Origin of the sequence: Catellatospora sp. IY07-71 (assembly GCF_018326265.1) — a bacterium.
Taxonomy (GTDB): Bacteria; Actinomycetota; Actinomycetes; order Mycobacteriales; family Micromonosporaceae; genus Catellatospora.
Map to the genome: position 1 here is coordinate 3607816 of NZ_AP023360.1, position 22485 is coordinate 3630300.

Sequence of the window (22485 nt, forward strand, 5' to 3'; positions counted from 1 at the left end):
ACGGGTGGCCGACTGAGACCGAGGGCTGGGCTGCGACGCGGCCCAGCCCTCGGTCGGCAGGGACAGCGTTTCGTGCACAAAACACCTCAATGAACTGATTGTCACTAGGTGTTCCACCTCGCTCGCTTCGTTGCCGACAGTGGCTCAGATCACATCCCCGATGCGGCGTCGGTGGCGGGCACGGCGTTCCATCACTGTGCGTCAGAGCGCCTGATGTAGGTCGATCAATGATCGACAGGCGACGATCAATGGCGCATCGTGACGGCGATGGCACCCGAAGCGGCGGGGCAGCGAACGGCGGGCCGATGACTTAGCGTGCCGCACCAAGCGTCCTTTGCCGAGCGAAGGTCCGCGTCTCACGGGGGTAAGACACATGCCGGACGGCATGGCGGCTGCGATGCCGCCTGCCGCCGTCGGCGGCGCTCGCCCTTTTACAGACCACCGGACCCGCCAGGTCACATCGGCGCGGAGCACCACGTCGTAATCGGGTCACGAGGAGTGTCTGAGTGAGTCACCATCAGTCGTTGACGAGGGTCATAGGCGGCCGGAGGCGATGGCGGCTATGCGCTGTCATGGGTCTGGCCGCGCTGACCGCGGTATCGGGATTGACCATCCCGGAACAGGCTTCCGCCGCACCATCCGGACAGCAGATCGCGCCGATGGCGAACGTGGCCGTCGGCCGTAGTCCCGCGTCGGCCCGGCAGAAGCCGGAGGTGCGCCAGCACCAGCCGAAGGCCGCGCGCTGGCCGAGTGCCCGCTCCGCGGTCGTGGAGCTGCCTCAGGGACAGGGTCGGCTGACCGGCGTGCTCGCCCGGGTCGACGGGCCCTTGCCCAAGCCCGCGCAGCGGGTGCGCGCCGCAGGCACCCCCGTCTCGTTGACCGCGACGACCGGCTCTCCGGACGCGGTACGCGCCGAGGTGCTGGATCGGGCGGCCGCCAAGGCGGCCGGCCGTGACGTGCTGGTGCGCGTGTCGCCGACCCGCGGTGCGACGGCCGGCTCGGTCGTGGTGTCGCTGGACATCTCGCAGTTCAAGTCGGCGTACGGCGCGGACTGGTCCGACCGCCTGCGGCTGACCGCGCTGTCGAATGATTGCGGCCCTGAGTCGTGCGACGCGCAGCCGCTGGCGACGTCGCGCAGCGGCGACACGCTGACCGCGACCGTGCCGATGTCCGCGGCGGGCACGATGGTGGCGCTCTCGGCGGGATCGGAAGCGTCGTCGGGCTCGGGCGACTTCGGGGCGACCCCGCTGGCGGCTTCGGCCACCTGGTCGGCCGGCGGCAGTTCGGGCGGTTTCTCCTGGAACTACGGGCTGCGGGTGCCCCCGTCGCTGGGCGGACCATCGCCGAACGTGAGCCTGGCGTACTCCTCCCAGGCTGTCGATGGCCAGATGGCCGCGACCAACAACCAGCCGTCCTGGGCCGGCATCGGCTTCGATTGGGCACCCGGTTTCATCGAGCGCCGTTACATCGGCTGCAGCGAGGACATGGAGGGCACGCCCGCCCCGAACAACACCCAGAAGACCAGCGACCTGTGCTGGCGCGGCAGCAACGCGACGCTGTCGCTGAACGGCCGGGCCACCGAGCTGTTCTACAACTCGACGGACAAGCTGTGGCACGGGCGTTCCGAGGACGGCTCGAAGGTCGAGCTGAAGTACGGCGCCTCGAACGGCGACGCCGGTCCCGCGCCCGGCACGTCGCCTTCGCCGGGTGACTCCGGTGAGCACTGGGTGGTCACCACCACCAACGGCACGAAGTACTACTTCGGCCTGAACCGCCTGCAGGGCTGGACCGCGGGCAAGCCGGAGACGAACTCGGTGCAGACCGTGCCCGTGTTCGGCAACCACCCCGCCGACCCCTGCTACTCCAGTTCCGGCTACACGTCCTCGGACTGCCTGCAGGCCTACCGCTGGAACCTGGACTACGTCGTGGACACCCACGGCAACACCATGTCGCTGTGGTGGGGCAAGGACGCCAACGAGTACGGCATGAACCTGTCCACCACGGACCTGCACAGCTACACCCGCGACGCGTACCTCAAGCGCATCGACTACGGCACGCACCAGCGCACGCTGGTCAACAACGTCAAGACCGACACCGTCTTCACCGCCAAGCCGGTGCCGGCGCAGGTCAAGTTCGAGACCGGCGACCGGTGCCTGAGCAACTGCGCCACCCACGACGACAACTGGCCGGACACCCCGTGGGACCTGGAGTGCACGGCGTCCCCGTGTGACAACCACAGTCCGTCGTTCTGGTCCACCCGCCGGCTGCGTGAGGTCACGACCTGGGTCTGGGATGCGGCGAACAGCGCGCACAAGCTCGTCGACAAGTGGGGGCTGACGCACTCGTTCCCCGACCCGGGCGACGGCACCAAGGCCGGCATGTGGCTGGAGCACATCTCGCACAGCGGTCACGTGGGCGGCACTCCCAGCACGCCGGTCAGCGTGGCGCTGCCCGACATCGACTTCGACCCGGTGATGCTGCCCAACCGCGTCGACACCGCGTTGAAGAACGGCCTGCGCCCGATGAACTGGGCACGCATGGCCGCGATCAACTCCGAGACCGGCGGCGTCATCGGCATCACGTACGCGCCGAACGAGTGCGTGGCCGGGGCGCTGCCCACCGCGCACACCAACACCAAGCGGTGCTATCCGGTGCGCTGGACGCCGGAGGACCTGGGCGGCACGCCCGGCCAGGAGATCACGGACTGGTTCCACAAGTACGTCGTGGCGCAGGTGACCGAGTCCGACACCGTGGTCACCGGTGCCGCGGCCTCGCCGCCGAAGATCACCCGCTACGAGTACGTCGGCGGGGCGGCCTGGCGCTACGCCGAGGACAGCGCCTTCACCAAGGACAAGTACCGGACCTGGAACCAGTTCCGCGGGTACGGCACGGTGCGGACGCTGATCGGTGACGGCGCGGACCAGACCAGGACCGACGCGAAGTACTTCCGAGGGCTGCACGGCGACAAGACGTCCCCGTCGGGCGGCACGGACACCGTCACACTGACCGACAGTAAGGGGCTCATCGCCGCGGCGTACCCCACCGAGACCGTCTACGACTACGACGAGTTCGCCGGCCAGAAGCTGGAGAACATCGTCTACGACTCGCCCACCGGCAGCCCGATCTCCGGCACGGTCACCAAGCCGTGGCGCTCGGCCTCGACGGCGTCGCGCACGATCGACGGGCAGACCATCCACGCCCGGTTCGTCAACACCTCCGACACCTGGACGTGGGCCCAGCTCGACACCCAGCCGTCGTCGGACCGGGTGACGCGCAAGCTCACCACGTACGACTCGCTGGGCATGGTGGTCTCCGACAGCAGCTTCGGTGATCTGGCCAAGACCGGCGACGAGCGCTGCACCGCGACGGACTACAAGCGCAACACCGGCGCGCACCTGATGGTGCTGCCGTCGCGGGTCCGCATGTGGGCGCTGACGTGCGCGGACGCGCTCACGCCCAACCGCACGTTCACAAAGGACGAGATCGTCAGCGAGGTCCGGTCGTTCTACGACGACCACGCCTGGGACGAGATGCCGACCGTCGGCGAGGTGACCCGCGTCGACTCGCTGAAGGACTGGGTGAGCGGGGCGTTCGTGCCGCTGACCACCTCCCGGTCGTCCTACGACGACTACGGCCGCAAGACCGACACCTGGGACGTCGACAACCAGCACGTGACGGTGGCGTACACGCCGGCCGCCGACGGCCCGGTGACGTCCATGTCCGAGACGGACGCGCTGGGCACGGCGACCAGCACGCTCGAGCCGGCGTGGGGTGCTCCCACCCTCGAGGTCGACGTCAACGGCCGCCGCACCGAGGTGACCTACGACCCGCTGGGCCGGACCGAGAAGGTCTGGCGACCGGGCCGGTCCAAGGCCCTGTATGGCTCGACCCCGAGCGCCTGGTACCTCTACAGCATCTCCAAGACCGCACCGTCGGTGGTGGAGACCAGGACGCTCAGCCCCAACGGCACCATGATCAGCGCGTTCATCCACTACGACGGCCTGATGCGGGAACGGCAGACGCAGGCCGTCAAGGCCAACGGGACGGCCGGTGCCATGGTCACCGACGTCTTCTTCGACACCGCTGGCCGGACCTGGCGCACCTTCGGTCCGTACCCGGTGGCGTCGGCGCCGTCCGGCACGTTCTCGCCGCACCCGGAGTCGGACTTCGAGAACCTGGAGATCTGGTCCAAGACCCAGTACGACAGCGCGGGCCGCAAGACGGAGGAGATCCGCTACTCCAAGCTCGCCGAGCAGTGGCGCACCTCCACGCGCTACCCGTCCGCTGACCGGATCGAGGTCACTCCGCCCACGGGCGGCACGGCCGTCACCACCGTCCGGGACGTGCAGGACCGGGTGACGAAGATCCGCCAGCACCACGGCCCCACCCCGGCGTCGACCTACGACGAGACGGCCTACGACTACGACCTCAAGGGCAACCTCAAGCGGGTCACCAACTCGCTGGGCACCAAGTGGGAGTACGAGTACGACATCCTCGCCCGCCAGATCGAGGCGCGTGACCCGGACAAGGGCACCACGACCACGACCTACGACGATGCGGGACGGGTCACCAGCGTCACCGACAGCCGCGTACCTGCGGTGACCGTGCGCACCACCTACGACACGCTGGGCCGTAAGACGGGCCTGTACCAGGGCACCGTGACGGCCGCCAACCGGCTGGCGAAGTGGGAGTACGACGGGCTGGCCACCGCCAAGGGCATGCTCACCTCGTCCACCCGTTACGTCGGCGGCGAGTCCGGTGCGGCGTACACCAACACCATCACCGCCCTGTCCTCGTTCGGCACCCCCTCGCAGCGGAAGATCTCGATCCCCGCGACCGAGGTCGGGCTTGCCGGTGATTACCTCTACGACTACGGATACAAGGCCAACGGCGCGCCGGCGAGCGTCCGCCTGCCCGCGATCGGCTCGGCGAGCGGCTACAACCTCGGTTGGGAGACGCAGACCACGACCTACACCGCCAACGGCGCTCCGCAGAAGCTCAGCGTCGGGGCGACGGACTGGCTGGTCACCGACACGACCTACACCGAGCACGGCGAGCTCGGCGTGATCACGTTGCGTGACCTGACGACCAATCCACAGGTGCAGATCGGCCACTACTTCGACGCCGAGACCAGGCGCTTGGACCGGGTGTGGACCACCCGGGACACGGCACCGACGTCGGTGTCCGACGTCAGCCTCGACTACGACGACGCGGGCACCGTCACCCAGGTGGCGGAGGCCTCGGCGGTGGCGGGCGTGGAGACGCAGTGCTTCTCGCACGACTACCTGCGCCGGCTGAAGGAGGCCTGGACGCTGGCGTCCGGGAACTGCGGGGCCGTCCCGCAGGCCTTCTCCGCCGTCGGCGGCGTGGAGAAGTACTGGCTGAGCTGGGAGATCGACGGCGGCGGCAACCGCACCAAGCAGGTCAAGCACACTGCGGGCGGCGACGTCACCACGAAGTACGTCTACCCGGCGCCGACCGCCGCGCAGCCGCACACCCTGCTGCGTACCACCGATGCGGCAAATGTCACCACCGCCAACTACAGCTACGACGGCACGGGCAACACCCGATGCCGACCGGCTGGCACGGCGCTGAACACCTGCCCGAGCGGCAGCGGCAGCCAGGTCGTGACCTGGGACGCCGAGGGACGGGCCGCGTCGTCAGCCGACACCACCGGTACCACGAGCTACATCTACGACGCCGACGGTGCCCGGCTGATCCGCAAGGACCCGCAGGGCAAGACGCTCTACCTGCCCGGTCAGGAGCTCCGGGTCGACACCGCCGGCAGCCTGGTGATCTCGTGTACCCGGTACTACTCCTGGGCCGGCATGAACATCGCCAGCCGCGCCAGCAGCCTGTCGGGCAACGCGGTGCTGACCTGGATGGTGGCCGACCGGCAGAACAGCGCCAACATCACGATCCAGGCGGCCGGCACCCAGGCGGTGGCGGTCAAGCGGCAGGACCCGTACGGCAACCAGCGCGGCTCGACGGTCGGCAGCTGGCTGCCCACCATCGACAAGGGCTTCGTCGGCGGGACCAACGACAACACCGGCCTGGTGCACATCGGCGCACGCGAGTACGACGCCAAGCTCGGGCGGTTCGTCAGCGTCGACCCGGTGATGGACCTGCTCGACCCGCAGCAGTGGAACGCCTACTCCTACAGCAACAACAGCCCTGTCACGTTCAGCGACCCGACCGGCCTGATCATGGAGGAGTACGCCAACGCGTCTCACCCGCCGCCGGGTCCGTGGGGCGACAAGATCGACGACCGCAAGTGGAGCCCGTGCCCGTGGGGCATGAGCCCGCGCGAGTGCGAGCGCCGCTACGAGAACAACACCGCGACCTGGGAGGAGAAGAAGCCCACCTTCAACCCGGACGCGATCGAGATGCTCAAGTTCGGGTTCAGCCTGTTCCCCGGCGTCGGCGACGCGATGGACGTCATCGAATGCGCGCAGGACCCAAGCCTGTTGTGTGTCGGGACCACCATCATCGGGTTCGTCCCGGTCGCCGGTGACGGCATCAAACTCTGCATCCGCCACTGCGACGAGGCGCTCGACGCGGCGGGGGACCTCGCGAAGAAGACCGACGGCGCTCCGAATCTTCCCAGCTGTAAGGACAGCTTCGATCCGAAGACGCTGGTGCTGCTGGCCGACGGGACGACAAAGGAGATCGAAGACGTTCGCGAGGGCGACGTCGTCGCCGCCACCGATCCCGAGAGCGATGTCACCGCGGGCAAGGTGGTGCAGCAGGTCCATGTCAACGAGGACCGCGAGCTGACCCTGCTCACCGTGTTGACGAAGCGTGGCGAACGCGTCGTCATCGACACGACGTGGGGCCACCCGTTCTGGTCGGAGACCCGGCAGGAGTGGGTCCGGGCCAAGGACCTCGTGGCCGGCGAGCAGCTGCTCGCGCGGGACGGCACCATGCCCAGCGTGCAGCGGGTCGACAACCTCGTCGGCGCGAAGACCATGTACAACCTGTCGGTCGCGGAACTGCACACCTACTACGTGCTGGCCGGCGATACGCCGGTGCTGGTCCACAACACCGGACCGGCGTGCGTGGTGCCGGGCGGAGTGAGTAATCTGCGCGATGGCGCCCATATGACCACCAACGATGCGATGGACACCGCGGTGGAGTTCCTGGGCGCCGGCTATCGCGATGAGGGAGGGGGCCGATTCGTGAGTAAGGACGGTCTTCGGCAGGTGCGGCTCACCGACGCCGACCTCGCGCACCGGAGGCAGAACCCGCACATCAACTTCGAAACCTACAGCCAGCCCATTAAAAAGGGTGTCAGAAGCCCTGGTCCGATCAGTAACATTCACATCTTTCTACCTGAGGAGCCGGGATGGCACCTGCCGTGACCGCTGGCGAGGCCGCGGATCGACCTAGGTCGACGGTTACCGTCGAAATCCAGACCTACGATCCAGCGCTCGGCGTGGGGACCTGGTGGGACGACGATACGGTGCTGCGCGCGGAGGTATGGGAATCACCTGAGCAGACCGTGGTCATCTCGGGAAACCCGGCGGGACTGGTCTCCCTCGCCAGGCATCTCTTGAGCCTGGCGCAGGAGGCTGTTCCTGACGGCCGTCATTTCGACTTCGACACCTATTGCGGCTGGCTCGAAGAAGGTTCAGCGGCTATTCGCATCGAGGTCGAAAAGCGATAGCCGGTATCTGAGGAGACGGGCGAGTCAGACGGAGCGGTACCAATATCTCTGGTACCGCTCCGTCGGTGTTGGTCGCAGAACTCTTCTCTCGGGCGCTCCGGCCTCGATTTGCTCAGGCGGCGGCGCAGGTCGCCGTAGGTGTCGTGTTGTTGCCGTTCTTGTAGAGGGTGATGCCGAAGTTGTTGCCGGAGCCGTTCGGCCGGGCGGTCAGCGTGCCGGTGCTGCCGGTGACCGACGCGTTCCAGCTGTTCTGCAGGCTCTGGCCGCCGTTGAGCCGGATGGTGACGGTCCAGGTGCTGCTGCCGCTGACGGCGAGGTTGACGTTGAACCGGTCGGACCACTCGTCGGCCCGGCTGACGCTGACGGTGCAGCTACCGCCGCCGCCCCCACCGCCGCCACCGGAGCCGGACGGGGCGACCGCGCGGCCGGTGCTGGCGGAGATGTGCCCGGTGCAGAGGTTGCGCGCCTGCAGGTCCTGCAGGATGCCCGGCAGCGCCTGGACCGTGTTGGCCGGCCAGTCGTGCATCAGGATGATCTGGCCGTTGGTGAGCCGGCTCGCCGCCTGCCGGATGGAGCTCGCGCTGGCGTTGTTCCAGTCCTGCGAGTCGACATCCCAGATGATCTCCCGCAGCCCGAGCTGCGACTCGATCGACTGCAGCGTCGAGTTCGTCTCCCCGTACGGCGGGCGGAACAGGTTCGGGGTGACCCCGGCCGTCTGCTGGATGGCCTGCTGGGTGCGGGTGAGCTGCGACTGGATGTCGGCCGCACTCATGTTGATCAGGTGCGGGTGATCCCAGCTGTGGTTGCCGATCTGCAGCCCCGCGCTGCGGTAGGCCTGCATCAGCGACGCGTTGGCCTGCGCGTTCGACCCGGTCGGGAACATCGTCGCGGTCGCGTTGTACTGCCGCAGCGTGCTGATCAGCTGGTTGGACGTGCCCGAGTTGGGGCCGTCGTCGAACGTCAGCCCGACGTACCCGGCCGAGCAGCTCGAACCGCCGCCCCCGCCGCCGGTCGGCGTGGGGGAGGGCGTCGGCGTGCCGCCGCCTCCACCCGCTGCCGAGCAGCTCGCGGTCGGGGTGGTGTTGTTGCCGTTCTTGTAGAGGGTGATGCCGAAGTTGTTGCCCGACCCGTTCGGGCGCGCGGTCAGCGTGCCGGTGCTGCCGGTGACGCTCGCGTTCCAGCTGCTCTGCAGGCTCTGGCTGCCGTTGAGGCCGATCGACACGGTCCAGTCGCTGCTGCCGCTGACGGCGAGGTTGACGTTGAACCGGTCGGACCACTCGTCGGCCCGGGAGACGCTGACGGTGCAGCCGCTGCTGCCTCCGCCACCGCCGCCCCCGCCGCCGCCGGAGCCCTCAGCGAGGGTGATGTTCGAGTTGCCGCTGCTCTGGTAGCCCTCGGTCGCCAGGATCTGGTAGTCGTGGCTGCCGAGGTTCATGCCCTTGCTCGCCCACGCGTCGAAGTGGTTGCCGGCCGTGATGGTGCCCCCGGTCCGCTTCTGCTGCCGGACGCTCCAGTACTGGTAGAACGTCGCGGTGCCCTCGATGGAGGGCTGGTTGACGCGCTGCGTGCGGTAGATGTCGTAGGTGCCGCCGTCGCTGGTGACGGTGCCCATGAACGTGCCGGTGGGCCGGTAGGTGCCCCAGTTGTCGACGATGTAGTACTCGATCAGCGGGCCGCGGGTCCAGCCGTACAGCGTCAGGTATGCGTTGCCCGACGGGTTGAAGCTGCCGGAGTAGGTCACCGCCCGGCGGGTGCCGGGCTTCCAGCCCTTGCCGGCGACGAAGTTGTTGACGTTGCTCCACTGGGTGCTGTACTGGCCTCCCGCACCCATCGTCATGGAGACGTTGCCGCTGTCCTTCCAGAACGAGAAGAAGTACCCGTTGTCGGTGCCGGTCTGGTTCGTGGTGACGGTCGTGTCGGCGTGAGCGGTGACCGCGGGCAGCACTCCGGTGAGGGCCAGCGCCGCGGCGCAGGCCGCGCCGAGGAGCAGCCTGCCGCGGCCGTGCCGGCCGCGTGGGCGGGCGGGTGCGTCGCGCATGAGATCTCTCCCTGTTCGTGGGCCTGGCGGGGACCAGGGGTGGGTATGCCGTCGGCGCGGCGCGGATCGCTGACGGGCATCGCGATCCGGGCGCACGGCGGCGCGAGGGCAGACCGGTCTTGGTGTCGACGGCCCGGAGGGCCCTCGGGTTCGTCGATGAATGCATCGTCGTAAGGCGCCATGGTGAAGTCAACGACTTCCGGAAACTATCGGCGACCGCTGATGGCACACAGCCGCAGGTTCAGGGGATATGCTCGCGCCGTCCTGACGAGACAGGCAACCGTTCGAGGCGAGCGGTGCTCCGAAAGTTTCGGGATACTTCCAATGTGCTCGGCGGGCTGAACCTCACACCAGCGCGTGCCCGAAGCGGCGGGACAGCACCGCCAGATCCGGCTCGCCGTACTGCGCCACCATGTCCGCGAACACGGCCGCCTTGTCCTCGCCGAACCGGCGGACCTTGCCGGTGTACGCCGCCGCCGAGACGAACGTCGGCGGGTCGCTCTTGCTGTGGAACTTGTCGGCGTACATCACCAGGCGCTCCTCGGCGGTGTCGGCCAGGTAGTCGCCCGGCGGCAGCGGCAGCCCCTGCCGCAGCACGTCGTCACCGGTGAGCCCGACACCCGTGTGGTGCGTGCAGAACCGGCACAGCACCTCCGGCAGCCCGGCCTCGCGCAGCAGGTCGTACCCGAGCACGCCGTGCCGGATGTAGAAGCGGTGGTCGAGCTGGCCCGCCGCGTCGTACAGGCGGTACACCCCGATGTCGTGCAGCAGGCAGCCCGCCCGCACCAGGTCGGCGTTCACCCCTGCGCCGTGCGCGTCGAGCAGCTGCTCGGCCACCGCACAGACGATCACGCAGTGCGTGTGCACGAGGTCGAACGCCTCCTGGCTCGGCGCGTAGCGCTCGTGCAGCGCCCGGACCTGCTCGTCGGTGGGAATCGCCATCGGCACCCGATGATTGTGCCGGTCAGGTGCCCGGCTCGGCCTGCGCGGTCTGCTCCAGCGGCCGGGCGCGGCGGGCCGCGACCCTGGCCAGCGCGGCGAACAGCGCCACCACGAGGCGGTCGAAGACACGGTCCGGCAGCAGCCAGCGGGCGAACACCGCCGCCTTCGCGCCCCGCCCGACCGCGTAGCGGATGCGCGGCCGCCGCACCGTCGCCGCCCGCGCGATCGCCGCGGCCACCACCAGCGGCGACGAGATGTGGTCCGCCTCGCCCGTCAGCGCCAGCGCGTATCGGCGCGACTGCTCGGCATAGGCGCCGCCGCCGGACACGGCCAGCAGCCGATCTCCCGCCACCTGCGGAAACTCGGTCTCTATGCCACCCGGCTGGATCAGGACCACGTCGATACCGAGCGGCTTCACCTCCACCCGCAGGCAGTCGCTCAGCCCTTCCAGGGCGTACTTGGTCGCGTGGTACCAGCTGCCCAGCGGCTCGTACAGCCGCGCTCCGACCGAGGAGACGTTGATGATGCGGCCCCCACCCTGCGCCCGCATGTGCGGCAGCACCAGCTGGCACAGCCGGGCCGCGCCGAACACGTTCACCTCGAACTGCCGCCGCGCCTCGTCCAACGGCACGTCCTCCAGCGCCCCGAACGAGCCGTAGCCGGCGTTGTTCACCAGGACGTCGATGCGGCCGGTCTCGGTCACGACCCGCTCGACCAGGGCGGTCATGACGGCGTCGTCGGTGACGTCGACGCTGGCGGTGCGGATGCCCAGCTCGGCCAGCGGCGCCATCCGGTCCAGCCGGCGCGCCACCGCGTACACGGTGAAACCCAGCTCGTGCAGGCGGCGCGCGGTGGCCGCGCCGATCCCCGCGGACGCACCGGTCACGATCGCGACCCTGCTCATCAGACTCCTTCTGTGGATACTCCGGCCTTCAGGCCGGAGAGGAAACAGAACCCCTGCGGAGCAGGACAGGAAAGGCCGATCCGCCGTCGAGGCGGACCGGCGTCGTCCCATACCTCACGGCGAGGCCGTCGGTGTGTCCGGTTAGGATCGAGGGCGTGTCGAGGATGGTGAAGCGGGCGTTCAAGTTCCGCTTCTACCCGACTGACGTGCAGGCCGAGCAGCTGTCGCGGACGTTCGGGTGCGTACGGCTGGTCTACAACATGGCCCTGCAGGCCCGGACCGAGGCGTGGACCCAGCGCCGGGAGCGGGTCGGCTACAACGTTACCTCGGCCCTGCTCACCGGGTGGAAGAAGACCGAGGACCTGGCGTTTCTCAACGAGGTCTCGTCCGTGCCGTTGCAGCAGGCGCTGCGGCACCTGCAGACCGCGTTCGGCAACTTCTGGGCCAAGCGCGCCAACCATCCGACGTTTAAGTCCAGGAAGCGCTCGCGCCGCTCGGCGGAGTACACCGCCAGCGCGTTCCGGTGGCGCGACGGGGCGCTGACCCTGGCCAAGATGGCCGAACCCCTGCATATCGTGTGGTCGCGGCCGCTGCCACCCGGCTGTGCACCGTCGACGGTGACCGTGTCGTGCGATGCGGCCGGGCGCTGGTTCGTGTCCGTGCTCTGCGACGACGTGATCGAACAGACCCCCGCCACCGTGGGCGGTGTCGGGATCGACGCAGGGATCGACAGTCTGCTCACCCTGTCCACCGGCGAGAAGATTACCAACCCCCGGCACGAGCGCGCCGACCGCGACCGGCTGGCCCGCGCATATCGCGACCTGGCCCGCAAGCAGAAGGGCTCGGCCAACCGGGCCAAGGCCCGCCTCGCCGTCGCCCGCATCCACGGCCGGATCGCCGACCGCCGGCGTGACCACCTGCACAAGCTGACCACTCGGCTCGTTCGTGAAACCCAAGCGATCGTGATCGAGGACCTGGCCGTAAGTAACATGGTCAAGAACCATCGCCTGGCCCGCGCGATCAGCGACGCGGCCTGGCGGCAGCTGCGCACCATGCTGGAGTACAAGGCTGCCTGGCACGGCCGGGACCTGATCGTCGTGGACCGCTGGTTCCCCTCGACCAGACTGTGCTCGGCCTGCGGCGTGCTCGCCGAAAAGATGCCGCTGGACGTGCGGTCGTGGACCTGCCCCTGCGGGCAGACCCATGACCGTGACGTCAACGCGGCACGCAACATCCTGGCCGCCGGACTGGCGGTGACAGCCTGCGGAGACGATGTAAGACCCCAACGAGGAACCTCTCGGACGGGCAGTCGTCGGCGAAACAGGAACACCCGAGGGCGACCAAGGGAATCCCCGTCCTTTAGGGCGGGGAGGATGTCAAGTGCTTCACCTTCGACGGCGGGACGGGGCGATCATTCGACCGCGACGGCCGCACGCCATCAATGGACCTGACGGCTACCCGCCTCCTGACGACGATCCCCGCGTACGGTCAGGGGTTCGGCCCGGTGGTCGGCGACCTGCTCGCGGGTGCGATGTTCCCGCTGAGCACCTACAGCCTGCTCGTCGGGGGAGTGTTCGCGGTGCCGCTGCCGCCGGACCCGATCCCGCTGCTCGGGGCCCGACGGGATCCCGCCGGGCGTCGAGCTGCTCACCGGTGAGGAGGCGGCGGACGCGAGCTGACCCGGCGCGACGGCCGGGTCGGCTCGGGGCGGGTCAGCCGGCGCGGCGCGCGCGGGCCAGCGCCCGCCCGCCGAGCGCGACGCTGATCAGGCCCACAATCAGGGCCACGTACGCGCCGCCGCGCCCGTTGCCGGTGCCGATCCCGCTGTCGGAGGTCGCCACGACCAGCGCGCCGAGCGCGAGCGCGACCACCCCCGCCGCCAGGGACACGATCGCCCCGAGCGGCCCGTTGCCGACACCGAGGCGGCCGTTGGGCCGGGCGACGGCGAGCCAGCCGATGATCACACCGGCCAGCCCGAGCAGGCCGCCGATGCTGGCGCCGAGGCGTCCGGCGCTCAGGTAGAAGACCCCGGGCGCGGCCGAGGCGTACGCGGCCGCCGGTGCGGCGAACCCGAATACACCGGTCAGCACGGCACCGCCCAGGGCGAGCACGAGCCGGACCGGCCGCCGGGCTCCTGACAAGTTCATGTGCGTCTCCTTCGCAACGTGTTGTGGTGCAACCGATCCTGCCGCCGGACCGGCCGCCGGTCGTCGTCCAGCCGCAGGCATTCCGCACTGCCGCGGGGGGCGCACCCGCCTGCGGCGTACGCGGTAGCAGCAGGGCGGGATACCGCGGATGCGGTATGCGCCACCTCGTTCGCGGGCAGGAGCCCTCGCGCGTCGGACCCGGTTAGGGTGCGCTCATGAGCACACGACGGCCCCGTCTCCCCCACGGCCTCATGGACGCGGCGGTCGCCGTCGGCGTCGCGGCGTCGCTGCTGGCCGCCGGGCTCTCCGCGGCCCGTCCCGCGGTCGGCGCCGACCCGCTCGGCTTCGTGCTGCTGACGGCCGCCGGCCTGGCGCTGTTCGCGCGCCGCCGCGCTCCGGTGGCGGTGCTGGCCGCCACCGGGCTGTGCACCGTCGGCTACCAGGCGCTCGGGTTCGATGTGCCCGCCGTCGCGTTTCTGTTCGCCGTGTACGCCGCCATGCGCGCCGGGCATCGTCTGGCCACCGTCGTGGCGGCGGTGCTGATGCTGGCCGCGCTGCCGCTCGCGGCGCTGACCCTGCCGCAGGGCCTGTCGGTCGCCGAGGCGCTGGCGCAGTCCCGGGGCGCGCTGGAGATCGCGTGGCTGGTCGCCGCCGCGGCCGCGGGTGAGGCGCTGCGGCAGGCCGAGCGCCGCGCCGACGAGGCCGAACGCACCCGGGAGGAGACGGCGCTGCGCCGCGCCCAGGAGGAGCGCCTGCACATCGCGCGCGAGCTGCACGACACGCTCACCCACCAGATCTCGGTCATCAAGGTGCAGGCCGGGGTCGCCGTACACCTGGCCCGCAAGCGCGGCGAGCAGGTGCCCCCGGCGCTGCTGGCCATCGAGGAGGCCGGGCGGGAGGCGGCCCGGGAGCTGCGGGCGACCCTGGCGGCGCTGCGCGACGACGGCCGGACCCCGCCGCACGGGCTCGCCCACGTGCCCGACCTGGTGGCGCGTGCCCGGTCGGCGGGCCTCGACGCGACCCTGACCATCGAGGGGCAGCGCCACGACGTGCCTGCCGCGGTGGACCGCACCGCCTACCGGATCGTGCAGGAGTCGCTGACCAACGTCGCCCGGCACGCCGCGGCGGCCACCGCCGCGGTCCGCATCGACTACGGGCCCGACGTGCTCGCCATCCGGGTCGACGACGACGGGCGGGCCGTGCCCGGCGGCACCGCGACCCCGGGCGTCGGGCTGCTCGGCATGCGCGAGCGGGTCACCGCGCTGGGCGGGCGGCTGCGGGCCGAGCCGCGCGACGAGGGCGGGTTCAGCGTGCGGGCCGAGCTGCCCGTGGAGCGTACGCCGTGATCCGGGTCCTGCTCGTAGACGACCAGCCGCTGATCCGCAGCGGGTTCCGGGCGCTGCTCGACGTGGAGGACGGCATCGAGGTGGTGGCCGAGGCCGCCGACGGCGCCGAGGGCGTGGCGCTGGCCCGGCGGCACCTGCCCGACATCGCGCTGGTCGACATCCAGATGCCGGTCATGGACGGCATCGAGGCGACCCGCCGCATCGCCGCCGACCCGGCCCTGGCCGGGGTGCACGTGGTGATCCTGACCAACTACGGCCTCGACGAGCACGTGTTCCACGCGCTGCGCGCCGGGGCCGCCGGGTTCCTGGTCAAGGACATCGAGCCGGAGGACCTGCTGCACGCGATCCGGGTCGCCGCGCGCGGCGACGCGCTGCTCGCGCCCTCGATCACCCGCCGGCTGATCGACCGGTACGTCGCCGAGCCGCCGCGGCCGGACGCCACGGCCGGGCTGGACGGCCTGACCAACCGGGAACGGGAGGCGGTGGTGCTGGTCGCGCAGGGGCTGTCCAACGACGAGATCGCCGAGCGGCTGGTGATCAGCGCGCTGACCGCGAAGACCCACGTCAACCGGGCCATGGCGAAGCTGCACGCCCGCGACCGCGCGCAGCTGGTCGTGCTCGCGTACGAGTCGGGCCTGGTCGCGCCGCGCGGCCGGTGAGCACGGACGAGCCGGGCCGGGACGCGTACGGCGTCCCGGCCCGGCGGCGTGCTGAGCGGCGGTCCGCTCAGCTCACCGCCTTCTTCACCAGCTCGGCGAGCATCGCCTCGTCGGCGGGGGTCAGTTCGGTGATCGCGAACGCGGTCGGCCACACCGTGCCGTCGTCGAGCCCGGCCACGTCGTTGAACCCGAACGTGGCGTAGCGCGCGCCGAACTTCTCCGCGGCCTGGTAGAAGCAGAGCACCTTGCCGTCGCGGGCGTAGGCGGGCATGCCGTACCACAGCTTCGGCGCCAGCTGCGGCGCGTTGGCCCGGACGATGGCGTGGATGCGCTCGGCACGGGCCCGGTCGGGCTCCTGCATCTCGGCGATCTTCGCCAGCACGGTGGGCTCCTCGTCCTTGGCGCCGCGGCGCGCCGACTTCAGCTCCTTGGCGCGCTCCTTCATCGCGTCGCGCTCCTCGGCGGTGAAGCCGTCGTACTTCTCGGCGGCCTTGGTGCTCTTGGCGGCGGTGGTGCTCTTGGCGGTCTTCGTGGTGGCCATGTCAGGTCTCCTGTGTGTGCGATGCCGGATGAGGTCCTGGATCACTCACCGGGCCGGTGTCCCGGGGTGTTCCGTGCTTCCCAGTCTTCGCCACGGAGCCCGGCCGGACATCCGTGCTCGCCACGGAACACGCCACGGAACGGCGTCACGCACCGGCCCGGGACCGGGCGTCAGGCCTTGTCGCCGTGCCACGAGTGCCACAGCGCCGCGTACGCCCCACCCGCCCGGACCAGCTCGTCATGGCTGCCCAGCTCGCTGATCCGCCCGTGCTCCAGCACCGCGACCCGGTCGGCGTCGTGCGCGGTGTAGAGCCGGTGCGCGATCGCGATCACCGTCCGCCCCTCCAGGACGGCCCCGAGCGAGCGCTCCGTACGCCGCGCGGTCGTCGGGTCCAGCGCCGCGGTCGCCTCGTCGAGGATCAGCGTGTGCGGGTCGGCCAGCACCAGCCGGGCCAGCGCCAGCTGCTGCGCGTCGGCGGGGTTGAGCTGCCGCGCCCCGTCGCCGAGTTCGGTGTCGAGACCGTCGGGCAGGTCGCCGTACCAGCCCGCGCCCACGGCGGCGAGCGCGGCCAGCATCTCGTCCTCGGTCGCGCCCGGCGCGGCGAAGGCGAGGTTGTCGCGCAGCGTGCCGATGAACACGTGGTGCTCCTGGGTGACCAGCGCGATGCGGCGGCGCCGCTCGGCCGGGTCCAGTTCGGTCACCGGCACGCCGCCGAGGCTTACCACGCCCTCGCGCGGCGCGTCGATCCCGGCCAGCAGCCGGGCCAGCGTCGACTTGCCCGCCCCCGACGGGCCCACCACGGCCAGCCGCTCGCCGGGACGCACCTCCAGGTCGATGCCGTGCAGCACGTCGTGGCCGCCCGCGTAGGAGAACCGCGCACCGCGTACGACCAGGGCCTGGCCGGGTGGCGCCGTGGCGACGCCGCGCGGCTCCGGCGGCACCAGCCCGATGCCGAGCACCCGGGACAGCGACGCGCCGCCCCGCTGCGCCTGCTCCAGGAAGATGATGATCCGGTCGAGCGGCTCGATGGACTGCTGCGCGTAGAGCGTCGCCGACACCACCGCACCGAGGCTCAGCCAGCCGTTGCCCAGGAAGAAGCCGCCCGCCAGCAGCATCGCCGCGGCGGGCAGCGCGTAGCTGAACTCCACGACCGGGAAGAACACGCTGCGCAGCGCCAGGGTCGCCCGGCGGGTCGTCCACTGGTCGGTGATCCGCGCGGTGCCCTCCCGCTCGCGCCCGGCGGCCAGCCGCAGCGCCTCCACCGTCCGCGCGCCCTCGGCGGTGGCGGTCAGCGTCTCGGTCAGCCGCGACGTCGCATCGCCCTCGGCCAGGTACGCCTGGGGCGCGCGGCGCAGGTACCACCGGGCGACGGCGATCGTGGTGGGCGCACCGGCCAGCACCACGAACCCGAGCAGCGGATGCAGCAGGAACACCGCCGCGAGGATCGCCACCAGCTGGATCGCCGAGATCAGCACCGTCGGCACCACCTGGCGCAGCGCGTTGCCGACGGTCGCCACGTCGACCGAGCTGCGGGTGGCGAGGTCACCGGTGCCGGCGCGCTCCACGACGGAGACCGGCAGGCGCAGCGTACGTGCGACGAAGTCCTCGCGCAGCCGCGCGTTGGCGCGTTCGGCGACGCGGTTGCCGAGGTTCTGCGCGGTGCGCGACAGCAGGATCTGCGCGACCACGCAGCCGCCGATGGCCAGCGCGAGCACATCGACCTCGCCCGCTCCGGCACCGCCGGTGACCCGGTCGATGATCCGCCCGATCAGCCACGGCGCGGCCAGCCCGACGACCGCGGCGGCCAGGTGCAGGACCAGCGTGAGCCCCAGCGGGCCCTTCTCGTCGCGGGCCAGCTCGGCGACCGAACCGCGGATGGTCGCCCGGTCGGCGACGGGCAGCATCTTCATCGGTCCTCCGGCAGCGGTCATCGCAGCGCACCGACTTCCGCGGCGGCATCGGTCTGCGGCTCCTCGGCGTCGCGGGCGACCAGCGCCCGGTAGCCGGGCTCGGTGTGCAGCAGCTCCTCGTGCGTGCCGACGGCGGCGACCCGGCCCTCGCGCAGGTACGCCACCAGGTCGGTCCGGTCCAGCAGCAGCGGGGACGTGGCGAACACGACGCTGGTGCGTCCCGCCCGGTGCGCGTGCAGCCGGTCGGCGATCCGGGCCTCGGTGTGCGAGTCCACGGCCGACGTCGGGTCGAGCAGGATCAGCACCTCGGGCTCAGCGAGCAGGTGCTGCGCCAGGCGCACCCGCTGGCGCTGGCCGCCGGACAGGTTGCGGCCCTGCTCCTCGACCGGCGCGTCCAGCCCGCCCGGCAGCGACTCGACCACGTCGTCGGCCGATGCGGCGCGGATCGCCGCGCCGAGCTGCGCCTCGGTCACCCCGTCGTGGACCCGCAGCACCTCGCGCAGGGTGCCCGCGAACAGGTGCGACTCGTGCTCCGCGACCAGGATCCGCCCCCGGACCTCGGCCAGGTCCAGCCCGGACAGCGGCTGCCCGCCCCAGGTCACGTCGCCGGGCACGTACCGGCCGAGCCGGTCGGCCAGCGCGATCGCGTCGGCGGGGTCGTCGGCGGCCACCCCGAGCAGCAGGCCCGCCGGGACCGTCAGCCCCGAGGCCGGATCGTGCAGGTCGGCGCGCCCCTCCGGCGCCGGGCCGGTGCCGGTCGCGCCCGCGTCGTCGGGCCGCAGCCGCAGCACCGCGATGATCCGGCGAGCCGAAACCAAGCCGCGTACCGTCATGAACCCGCCCTCGAGCAGGAACCAGACCGGCATCGCCAGCACCGCGACGTACCCGTACACGGCCACCAGCTCGCCGACGGTGATCTGCCCCTCGGCCGCCATCCGCGCCGACAGCCACACGACCGCGGCCAGGAACAGCGCCGGGATGCCGACCGTCAGCGCCTGCACCCAGCTCATGATGTCGCCGACCCGGTAACCCTGCCGCAGCAGCAGCTGCGAGCGCTCGGCGTAGCGGCGCGCGAACAGGTCCCGGCCGCCGACCCCGGCCAGCACCCGCAGCCCGGAGACGATGTCACCGGCCCGGGTGGTCAACACGCCCAGCTCGGACCGGTAGCGGGTGTCGACGCCCTGCAGCTTGTTGAGCAGCGGCCCCACCACCAGCGCCACCACCGGCACGCCCAGCAGCACGACCACGGCCAGCACCGGATCGACCGAGTGCAGCACGAACCCCGCGGTGACGTACGCGAGCACCGCGCCCACCCCCGGCCCGACCATGGTCAGCGCCCAGGAGGTCTGCGAGATGTCCGTGCCGCACACCGTCGCGATCTCGCCCGCGGGCACCTTGCGCGGCAGCACCGCGCCGAGTGTCGCGACGTGCCGCAGCAGCACCTGCGACGAGCGCGCGGTCGCGTCCTCGCGCAGGAACGTCATCGTCCGGTGCCGCATGATCCCCAGGTACGCCAGCACGACGCCAGCGCCGAGGATCGCGGCGACCCAGGTCAGCAGCGCCGGCCAGTCACCGGTGCGCAGGCCGTCGTCGATCGCCCGCGCGATCAGGTACGGCCGCAGCGCGAGCCCGATCATCCATGCGGTGGCGATGACGCTGCCCCGCAGCGCGCGCGGCCACTGGCAGCGCACCAGCCACCACAGATACCGTGCGGGGCCTCGGGTGTCGGGAATGCCGGGGTCAGGGTGGGGCAGACGTGGCGGCATGGGCTCAGGCTACCCATGATCATCTTTTCTGGCATGCCCGTTTTGCGTCCGCCCAGCGTCCTCACCAGCACGTGTGAACAATCGCACCGTAGGGAGGTACGGCCTGGCCCTCCAGGGCGCGCCACGCGCGCTCCCGCCAAGATCGGCGTCTCGTGTCAGAAGGTGCGGCCAGACCTCACTTTTGGACACGAACGCGCGATCTACGCCAGCCCAACCGCACCCGGCCTCACCGAAGATCGGTGTCTCGTGTCCAAACCTATGGTCAGACCTCACTTTCCGACACGAACCCACGATCACCGCCATTTGACCCGGCCGGTTCGCGACCGCCGGGGCGATCCTCGGTATCGTCGCCTGGTTCACGGAACTCTTCCTGCGCAGGCTGCCGCGCCCGGAAGCCGATGGTGTGGGGCGGCCGGCTGCTCGCAGGCGGCATCCCGCTCTTTCTCGCGTTGCGCCTGGTCGTGGGCCTGATAACCGCCGGTTGAAAGTGAGGCGCTGCTTTGGCGCAGGTGAAGGTCTACGGGCACAGAGCACATCTCGACGCTGCTCGCGGCGCGATCTCGGACGTGATCCACGGTTGCGCCGTCGACGTGCTCGGCCTGCCCGAGGAGAAGCGGTTCCACCGCTTCCTCGCCCTCGACCCCGCCGACTTCATCCATCCGCCGGACCGCACGGACCGCTACACCGTCATCGAGATCTCGATGTTCGAAGGGCGCACGATCGAGACCAGGAAACGCCTGGTCCGGGAGCTGTTCAACCGGCTGGAGGCGGTGTGCGGAATCGCACCGCAGGACGTCGAGATCACCATCTTCGAGACCCCGCGCCACAACTGGGGGATCCGGGGCCACAGCGGTGACGAGCTGACACTGGGTTACCAGGTGGAGACCTGACGCCGCAGTAGGAACGCGATCCGCCCTCCAGCCGCCCACGCGCCCGGATCGTCACCGCTCACGTCGGCAGACCCTTCGCCGTCGCCGGGGACAGGAACTCCACCCGATGCGATACCAGCAACGGGTCCTTCGCCGCGTGGAAAGCGATCACATGCTCGGCCGCCTCGTGCGCCTGAAACGCCTGGTCGTCGGCGTAGACCTCGTAGAACACACGCGCCAGGGGCTCACCATCGACCCTGTGTGCCGCGTACACCAGCGTGCCCGGCTCCTTCGCCCGGATGTGCTCCACCGCCTGTTCCGTCAGCTCGTCGAACCTGACCGCCGACTGCGCGTCACGGATGTCAAACCGTACTACCAGGGCGAACATCGCCGCCTCCGAGACTCATCGGTGACCGGCAGCACGGGCGTCGAGGCGCTGGGCCGCGGCCAGTCCGCGTCGACGGTAGGCGGCGAGGTGGGCGCGCATAGAGGCGACCGCGTCGCGGGTGCGGGCGGAACGGATGCCGGTCATGCCGTCGAGGGCGGTGTTCCAGGTCTGACAGGCGGCTTCAACGTTGCCTCGGGCGCACTGGATCTCGGCTAGGTCGGCAAGGGTGAGTGCGTATATGCGGGGGTGGGTGTCGGGGTTCCAGCAGCGTGCTGAGCGCCTGAGCTGGTCCTCGGCGGCCTTGAGGTCGCCCATCGCTTGTAGGGCCTTGCCGGACTGGTTGGCCAGCCGGGCTTCGGCGGGTCCGCCCAGCGACGCCCACTCCGGAGCAGCGTCGCCGCGACTACGGTCGAGCAACTGTTCTGCCGTGGTCAGCGCGGAGCGCGCCTGGTGGTTGTTGCCGTCGGTGGCGTAGGCACGGGCGGCAGTGAGCCAGAAGAGGCTTTCCGTGTCGGGGTCGGTCCGGCCTTTGACCCGGTCGAGCGCGGCGTGGGCAAGGTCGACGCAGTGTTCCCGCCGTCCGAGGTCCATCGCCTGGTGGGCGAGGATGCGCAGCCCGTACGCAGCGTGTGCGTGAGGATCGGCCTCGGCTGCGAGCTGGTAGGAGTGGAGGTAGTAGCGCTGCGCCAGACCGGGCAGGCCGAGGTCGTGGGCCTTCCACCCGGCCAGGTACGACAGCTGGGCGGCTGCGGCGAACATCGAGCGGCGCAGCGTGTCCGTGGCGAAGGAACCGCGCAGGTACGCCGTGACGTCGGTGGTCAGGTACTCGACGACGGCGGTGCGGGCGTGGCCTCCGCCGAGGCGCTCGTCGGCGGCGTTGAACGCTGTGGTCATCTGCCGGACGGCGTCGATCTCGCCTTGGCCGACGGTACTCATGGGTCGGCTGCGGGCGGCGTGAGCGCGCGCGGCGATCTCCGCCTGCTGCAGGGGCAGCAGGAGCGCGGCGACCGAGTACGCGGCTCCGGAGATCAGGGTGCGGCGGTCCACGTCGGCTCGTCCCAGATGCGCGACGGCCGCCACGGGGTCCGGCGGCAGGGTCGCCGGGTCGTAGACGGATTCATCACCTGAGCCTAGCCCGAGTTCGGCAGGCGTGAGTGGACGCGCGAGCCGTCGGGACAGGGCCTCGGCGAGGTAGCCGGCCGTGCGCGGTTGAGGGCGGGTTCCGGCGATCCAATGCGCCACTGAAGACTTGTTCGCGCGCAGGGAGGTGTCGCCGTTCTCGGCGGCGATGTGGCACACCGACCGTGCC

At 70.8% G+C, this 22485-nt stretch carries 16 protein-coding genes; 7 read left to right on the forward strand and 9 right to left on the reverse strand.

Annotated features, from left to right (window positions below):
• Window positions 1-659: 659 nt before the first annotated feature.
• Window positions 660-7361: a polymorphic toxin-type HINT domain-containing protein gene (locus tag CS0771_RS16320; RefSeq protein ID WP_212841783.1), complete on the forward strand. Its 6702-nt coding sequence runs from the start codon at window positions 660-662 to the stop codon at window positions 7359-7361.
• A complete protein-coding gene (locus CS0771_RS16325; RefSeq protein ID WP_212841784.1) occupies window positions 7346-7666 on the forward strand; it encodes a hypothetical protein in 321 nt (106 codons plus the stop codon). Before CS0771_RS16320 ends, CS0771_RS16325 begins: the two co-directional genes overlap by 16 nt.
• Window positions 7667-7778: 112 nt before the next feature.
• On the opposite strand, the gene CS0771_RS39670 is transcribed toward CS0771_RS16325, so the two are convergent.
• The 3 genes from CS0771_RS39670 to CS0771_RS16350 form a co-directional block, all read right to left on the reverse strand.
• Entirely contained in the window at window positions 7779-9704 is a 1926-nt protein-coding gene (locus tag CS0771_RS39670) for a glycoside hydrolase family 11 protein (protein WP_371821412.1), read from the reverse strand.
• 345 nt (window positions 9705-10049) lie between these two features.
• Window positions 10050-10646, reverse strand: a complete 597-nt coding sequence (locus tag CS0771_RS16345) for an HD domain-containing protein (RefSeq protein ID WP_212841785.1) — start codon at window positions 10644-10646, stop codon at window positions 10050-10052.
• A 22-nt stretch (window positions 10647-10668) separates the two neighbouring features.
• The gene (locus tag CS0771_RS16350) at window positions 10669-11550 is read right to left on the reverse strand and encodes an oxidoreductase (protein ID WP_212841786.1); all 882 of its coding nucleotides are present in this window, start codon (window positions 11548-11550) and stop codon (window positions 10669-10671) included.
• Between the two features lie 164 nt (window positions 11551-11714).
• On the opposite strand from CS0771_RS16350, the gene CS0771_RS16355 reads away from it, so the two are divergent.
• Together CS0771_RS16355 and CS0771_RS16360 are read left to right on the forward strand one after the other, a co-directional pair.
• Entirely contained in the window at window positions 11715-13001 is a 1287-nt protein-coding gene (locus CS0771_RS16355; RefSeq protein WP_244871363.1) for a transposase, read from the forward strand.
• Complete coding sequence (locus CS0771_RS16360) at window positions 12992-13207, forward strand: hypothetical protein (protein ID WP_212841788.1); 216 nt, start codon at window positions 12992-12994, stop codon at window positions 13205-13207. The genes CS0771_RS16355 and CS0771_RS16360 overlap by 10 nt, the downstream gene beginning before the upstream one ends.
• 55 nt (window positions 13208-13262) lie before the next feature.
• Here the strand turns inward: CS0771_RS16360 and CS0771_RS16365 are convergent, their stop codons facing one another.
• A complete protein-coding gene (locus CS0771_RS16365) occupies window positions 13263-13697 on the reverse strand; it encodes a DUF6223 family protein (RefSeq protein WP_212841789.1) in 435 nt (144 codons plus the stop codon).
• 215 nt (window positions 13698-13912) lie between these two features.
• On the opposite strand from CS0771_RS16365, the gene CS0771_RS16370 reads away from it, so the two are divergent.
• Together CS0771_RS16370 and CS0771_RS16375 are read left to right on the forward strand one after the other, a co-directional pair.
• Complete coding sequence (locus tag CS0771_RS16370; RefSeq protein ID WP_212841790.1) at window positions 13913-15043, forward strand: sensor histidine kinase; 1131 nt, start codon at window positions 13913-13915, stop codon at window positions 15041-15043.
• Window positions 15040-15702 (forward strand): response regulator transcription factor, encoded by a 663-nt coding sequence (locus tag CS0771_RS16375; protein ID WP_212841791.1) that lies wholly within the window; start codon window positions 15040-15042, stop codon window positions 15700-15702. Before CS0771_RS16370 ends, CS0771_RS16375 begins: the two co-directional genes overlap by 4 nt.
• A gap of 67 nt (window positions 15703-15769) precedes the next feature.
• Here the strand turns inward: CS0771_RS16375 and CS0771_RS16380 are convergent, their stop codons facing one another.
• The 3 genes from CS0771_RS16380 to CS0771_RS16390 form a co-directional block, all read right to left on the reverse strand.
• Window positions 15770-16243 carry an iron chaperone gene (locus CS0771_RS16380; RefSeq protein WP_212841792.1) on the reverse strand — a complete coding sequence of 158 codons (474 nt, stop codon included), beginning with the start codon at window positions 16241-16243 and terminating at the stop codon, window positions 15770-15772.
• 170 nt (window positions 16244-16413) lie between these two features.
• Window positions 16414-18153 (reverse strand): ABC transporter ATP-binding protein, encoded by a 1740-nt coding sequence (locus tag CS0771_RS16385; RefSeq protein WP_212841793.1) that lies wholly within the window; start codon window positions 18151-18153, stop codon window positions 16414-16416.
• 17 nt (window positions 18154-18170) lie between these two features.
• On the reverse strand, window positions 18171-19919 hold the full coding sequence (locus CS0771_RS16390; protein WP_212841794.1) for an ABC transporter ATP-binding protein: 1749 nt from the start codon (window positions 19917-19919) through the stop codon (window positions 18171-18173).
• 509 nt (window positions 19920-20428) lie between these two features.
• Between CS0771_RS16390 and CS0771_RS16395 the strand changes: the two genes are divergently transcribed.
• Entirely contained in the window at window positions 20429-20809 is a 381-nt protein-coding gene (locus CS0771_RS16395; RefSeq protein WP_244871364.1) for a tautomerase family protein, read from the forward strand.
• Between the two features lie 58 nt (window positions 20810-20867).
• Here CS0771_RS16395 and CS0771_RS16400 read toward each other — a convergent pair whose 3' ends face one another.
• Window positions 20868-21176, reverse strand: coding sequence for a putative quinol monooxygenase (locus CS0771_RS16400; protein ID WP_212841796.1), 309 nt, complete (start codon window positions 21174-21176; stop codon window positions 20868-20870).
• 15 nt (window positions 21177-21191) lie between these two features.
• Window positions 21192-22475, reverse strand: a complete 1284-nt coding sequence (locus tag CS0771_RS16405; RefSeq protein ID WP_212841797.1) for a Tat pathway signal protein — start codon at window positions 22473-22475, stop codon at window positions 21192-21194.
• Between the last annotated feature and the right edge of the window lie 10 nt (window positions 22476-22485).

Excerpts from the sequence above, each read along its gene's own strand:
- CS0771_RS16320 (WP_212841783.1), top strand. The coding sequence starts at position 660 with ATGGCGAACGTGGCCGTCGGCCGTAGTCCCGCGTCGGCCCGGCAGAAG.
- CS0771_RS16385 (WP_212841793.1), bottom strand. The coding sequence starts at position 18,153 with ATGAAGATGCTGCCCGTCGCCGACCGGGCGACCATCCGCGGTTCGGTC.
- CS0771_RS39670 (WP_371821412.1), bottom strand. The coding sequence starts at position 9,704 with ATGCGCGACGCACCCGCCCGCCCACGCGGCCGGCACGGCCGCGGCAGG.
- CS0771_RS16380 (WP_212841792.1), bottom strand. The coding sequence starts at position 16,243 with ATGGCCACCACGAAGACCGCCAAGAGCACCACCGCCGCCAAGAGCACC.
- CS0771_RS16365 (WP_212841789.1), bottom strand. The coding sequence starts at position 13,697 with ATGAACTTGTCAGGAGCCCGGCGGCCGGTCCGGCTCGTGCTCGCCCTG.
- CS0771_RS16400 (WP_212841796.1), bottom strand. The coding sequence starts at position 21,176 with ATGTTCGCCCTGGTAGTACGGTTTGACATCCGTGACGCGCAGTCGGCG.
- CS0771_RS16370 (WP_212841790.1), top strand. The coding sequence starts at position 13,913 with ATGAGCACACGACGGCCCCGTCTCCCCCACGGCCTCATGGACGCGGCG.
- CS0771_RS16360 (WP_212841788.1), top strand. The coding sequence starts at position 12,992 with ATGGACCTGACGGCTACCCGCCTCCTGACGACGATCCCCGCGTACGGT.
- CS0771_RS16350 (WP_212841786.1), bottom strand. The coding sequence starts at position 11,550 with ATGAGCAGGGTCGCGATCGTGACCGGTGCGTCCGCGGGGATCGGCGCG.
- CS0771_RS16325 (WP_212841784.1), top strand. The coding sequence starts at position 7,346 with ATGGCACCTGCCGTGACCGCTGGCGAGGCCGCGGATCGACCTAGGTCG.
- CS0771_RS16390 (WP_212841794.1), bottom strand. The coding sequence starts at position 19,919 with ATGCCGCCACGTCTGCCCCACCCTGACCCCGGCATTCCCGACACCCGA.
- CS0771_RS16355 (WP_244871363.1), top strand. The coding sequence starts at position 11,715 with ATGGTGAAGCGGGCGTTCAAGTTCCGCTTCTACCCGACTGACGTGCAG.
- CS0771_RS16345 (WP_212841785.1), bottom strand. The coding sequence starts at position 10,646 with ATGGCGATTCCCACCGACGAGCAGGTCCGGGCGCTGCACGAGCGCTAC.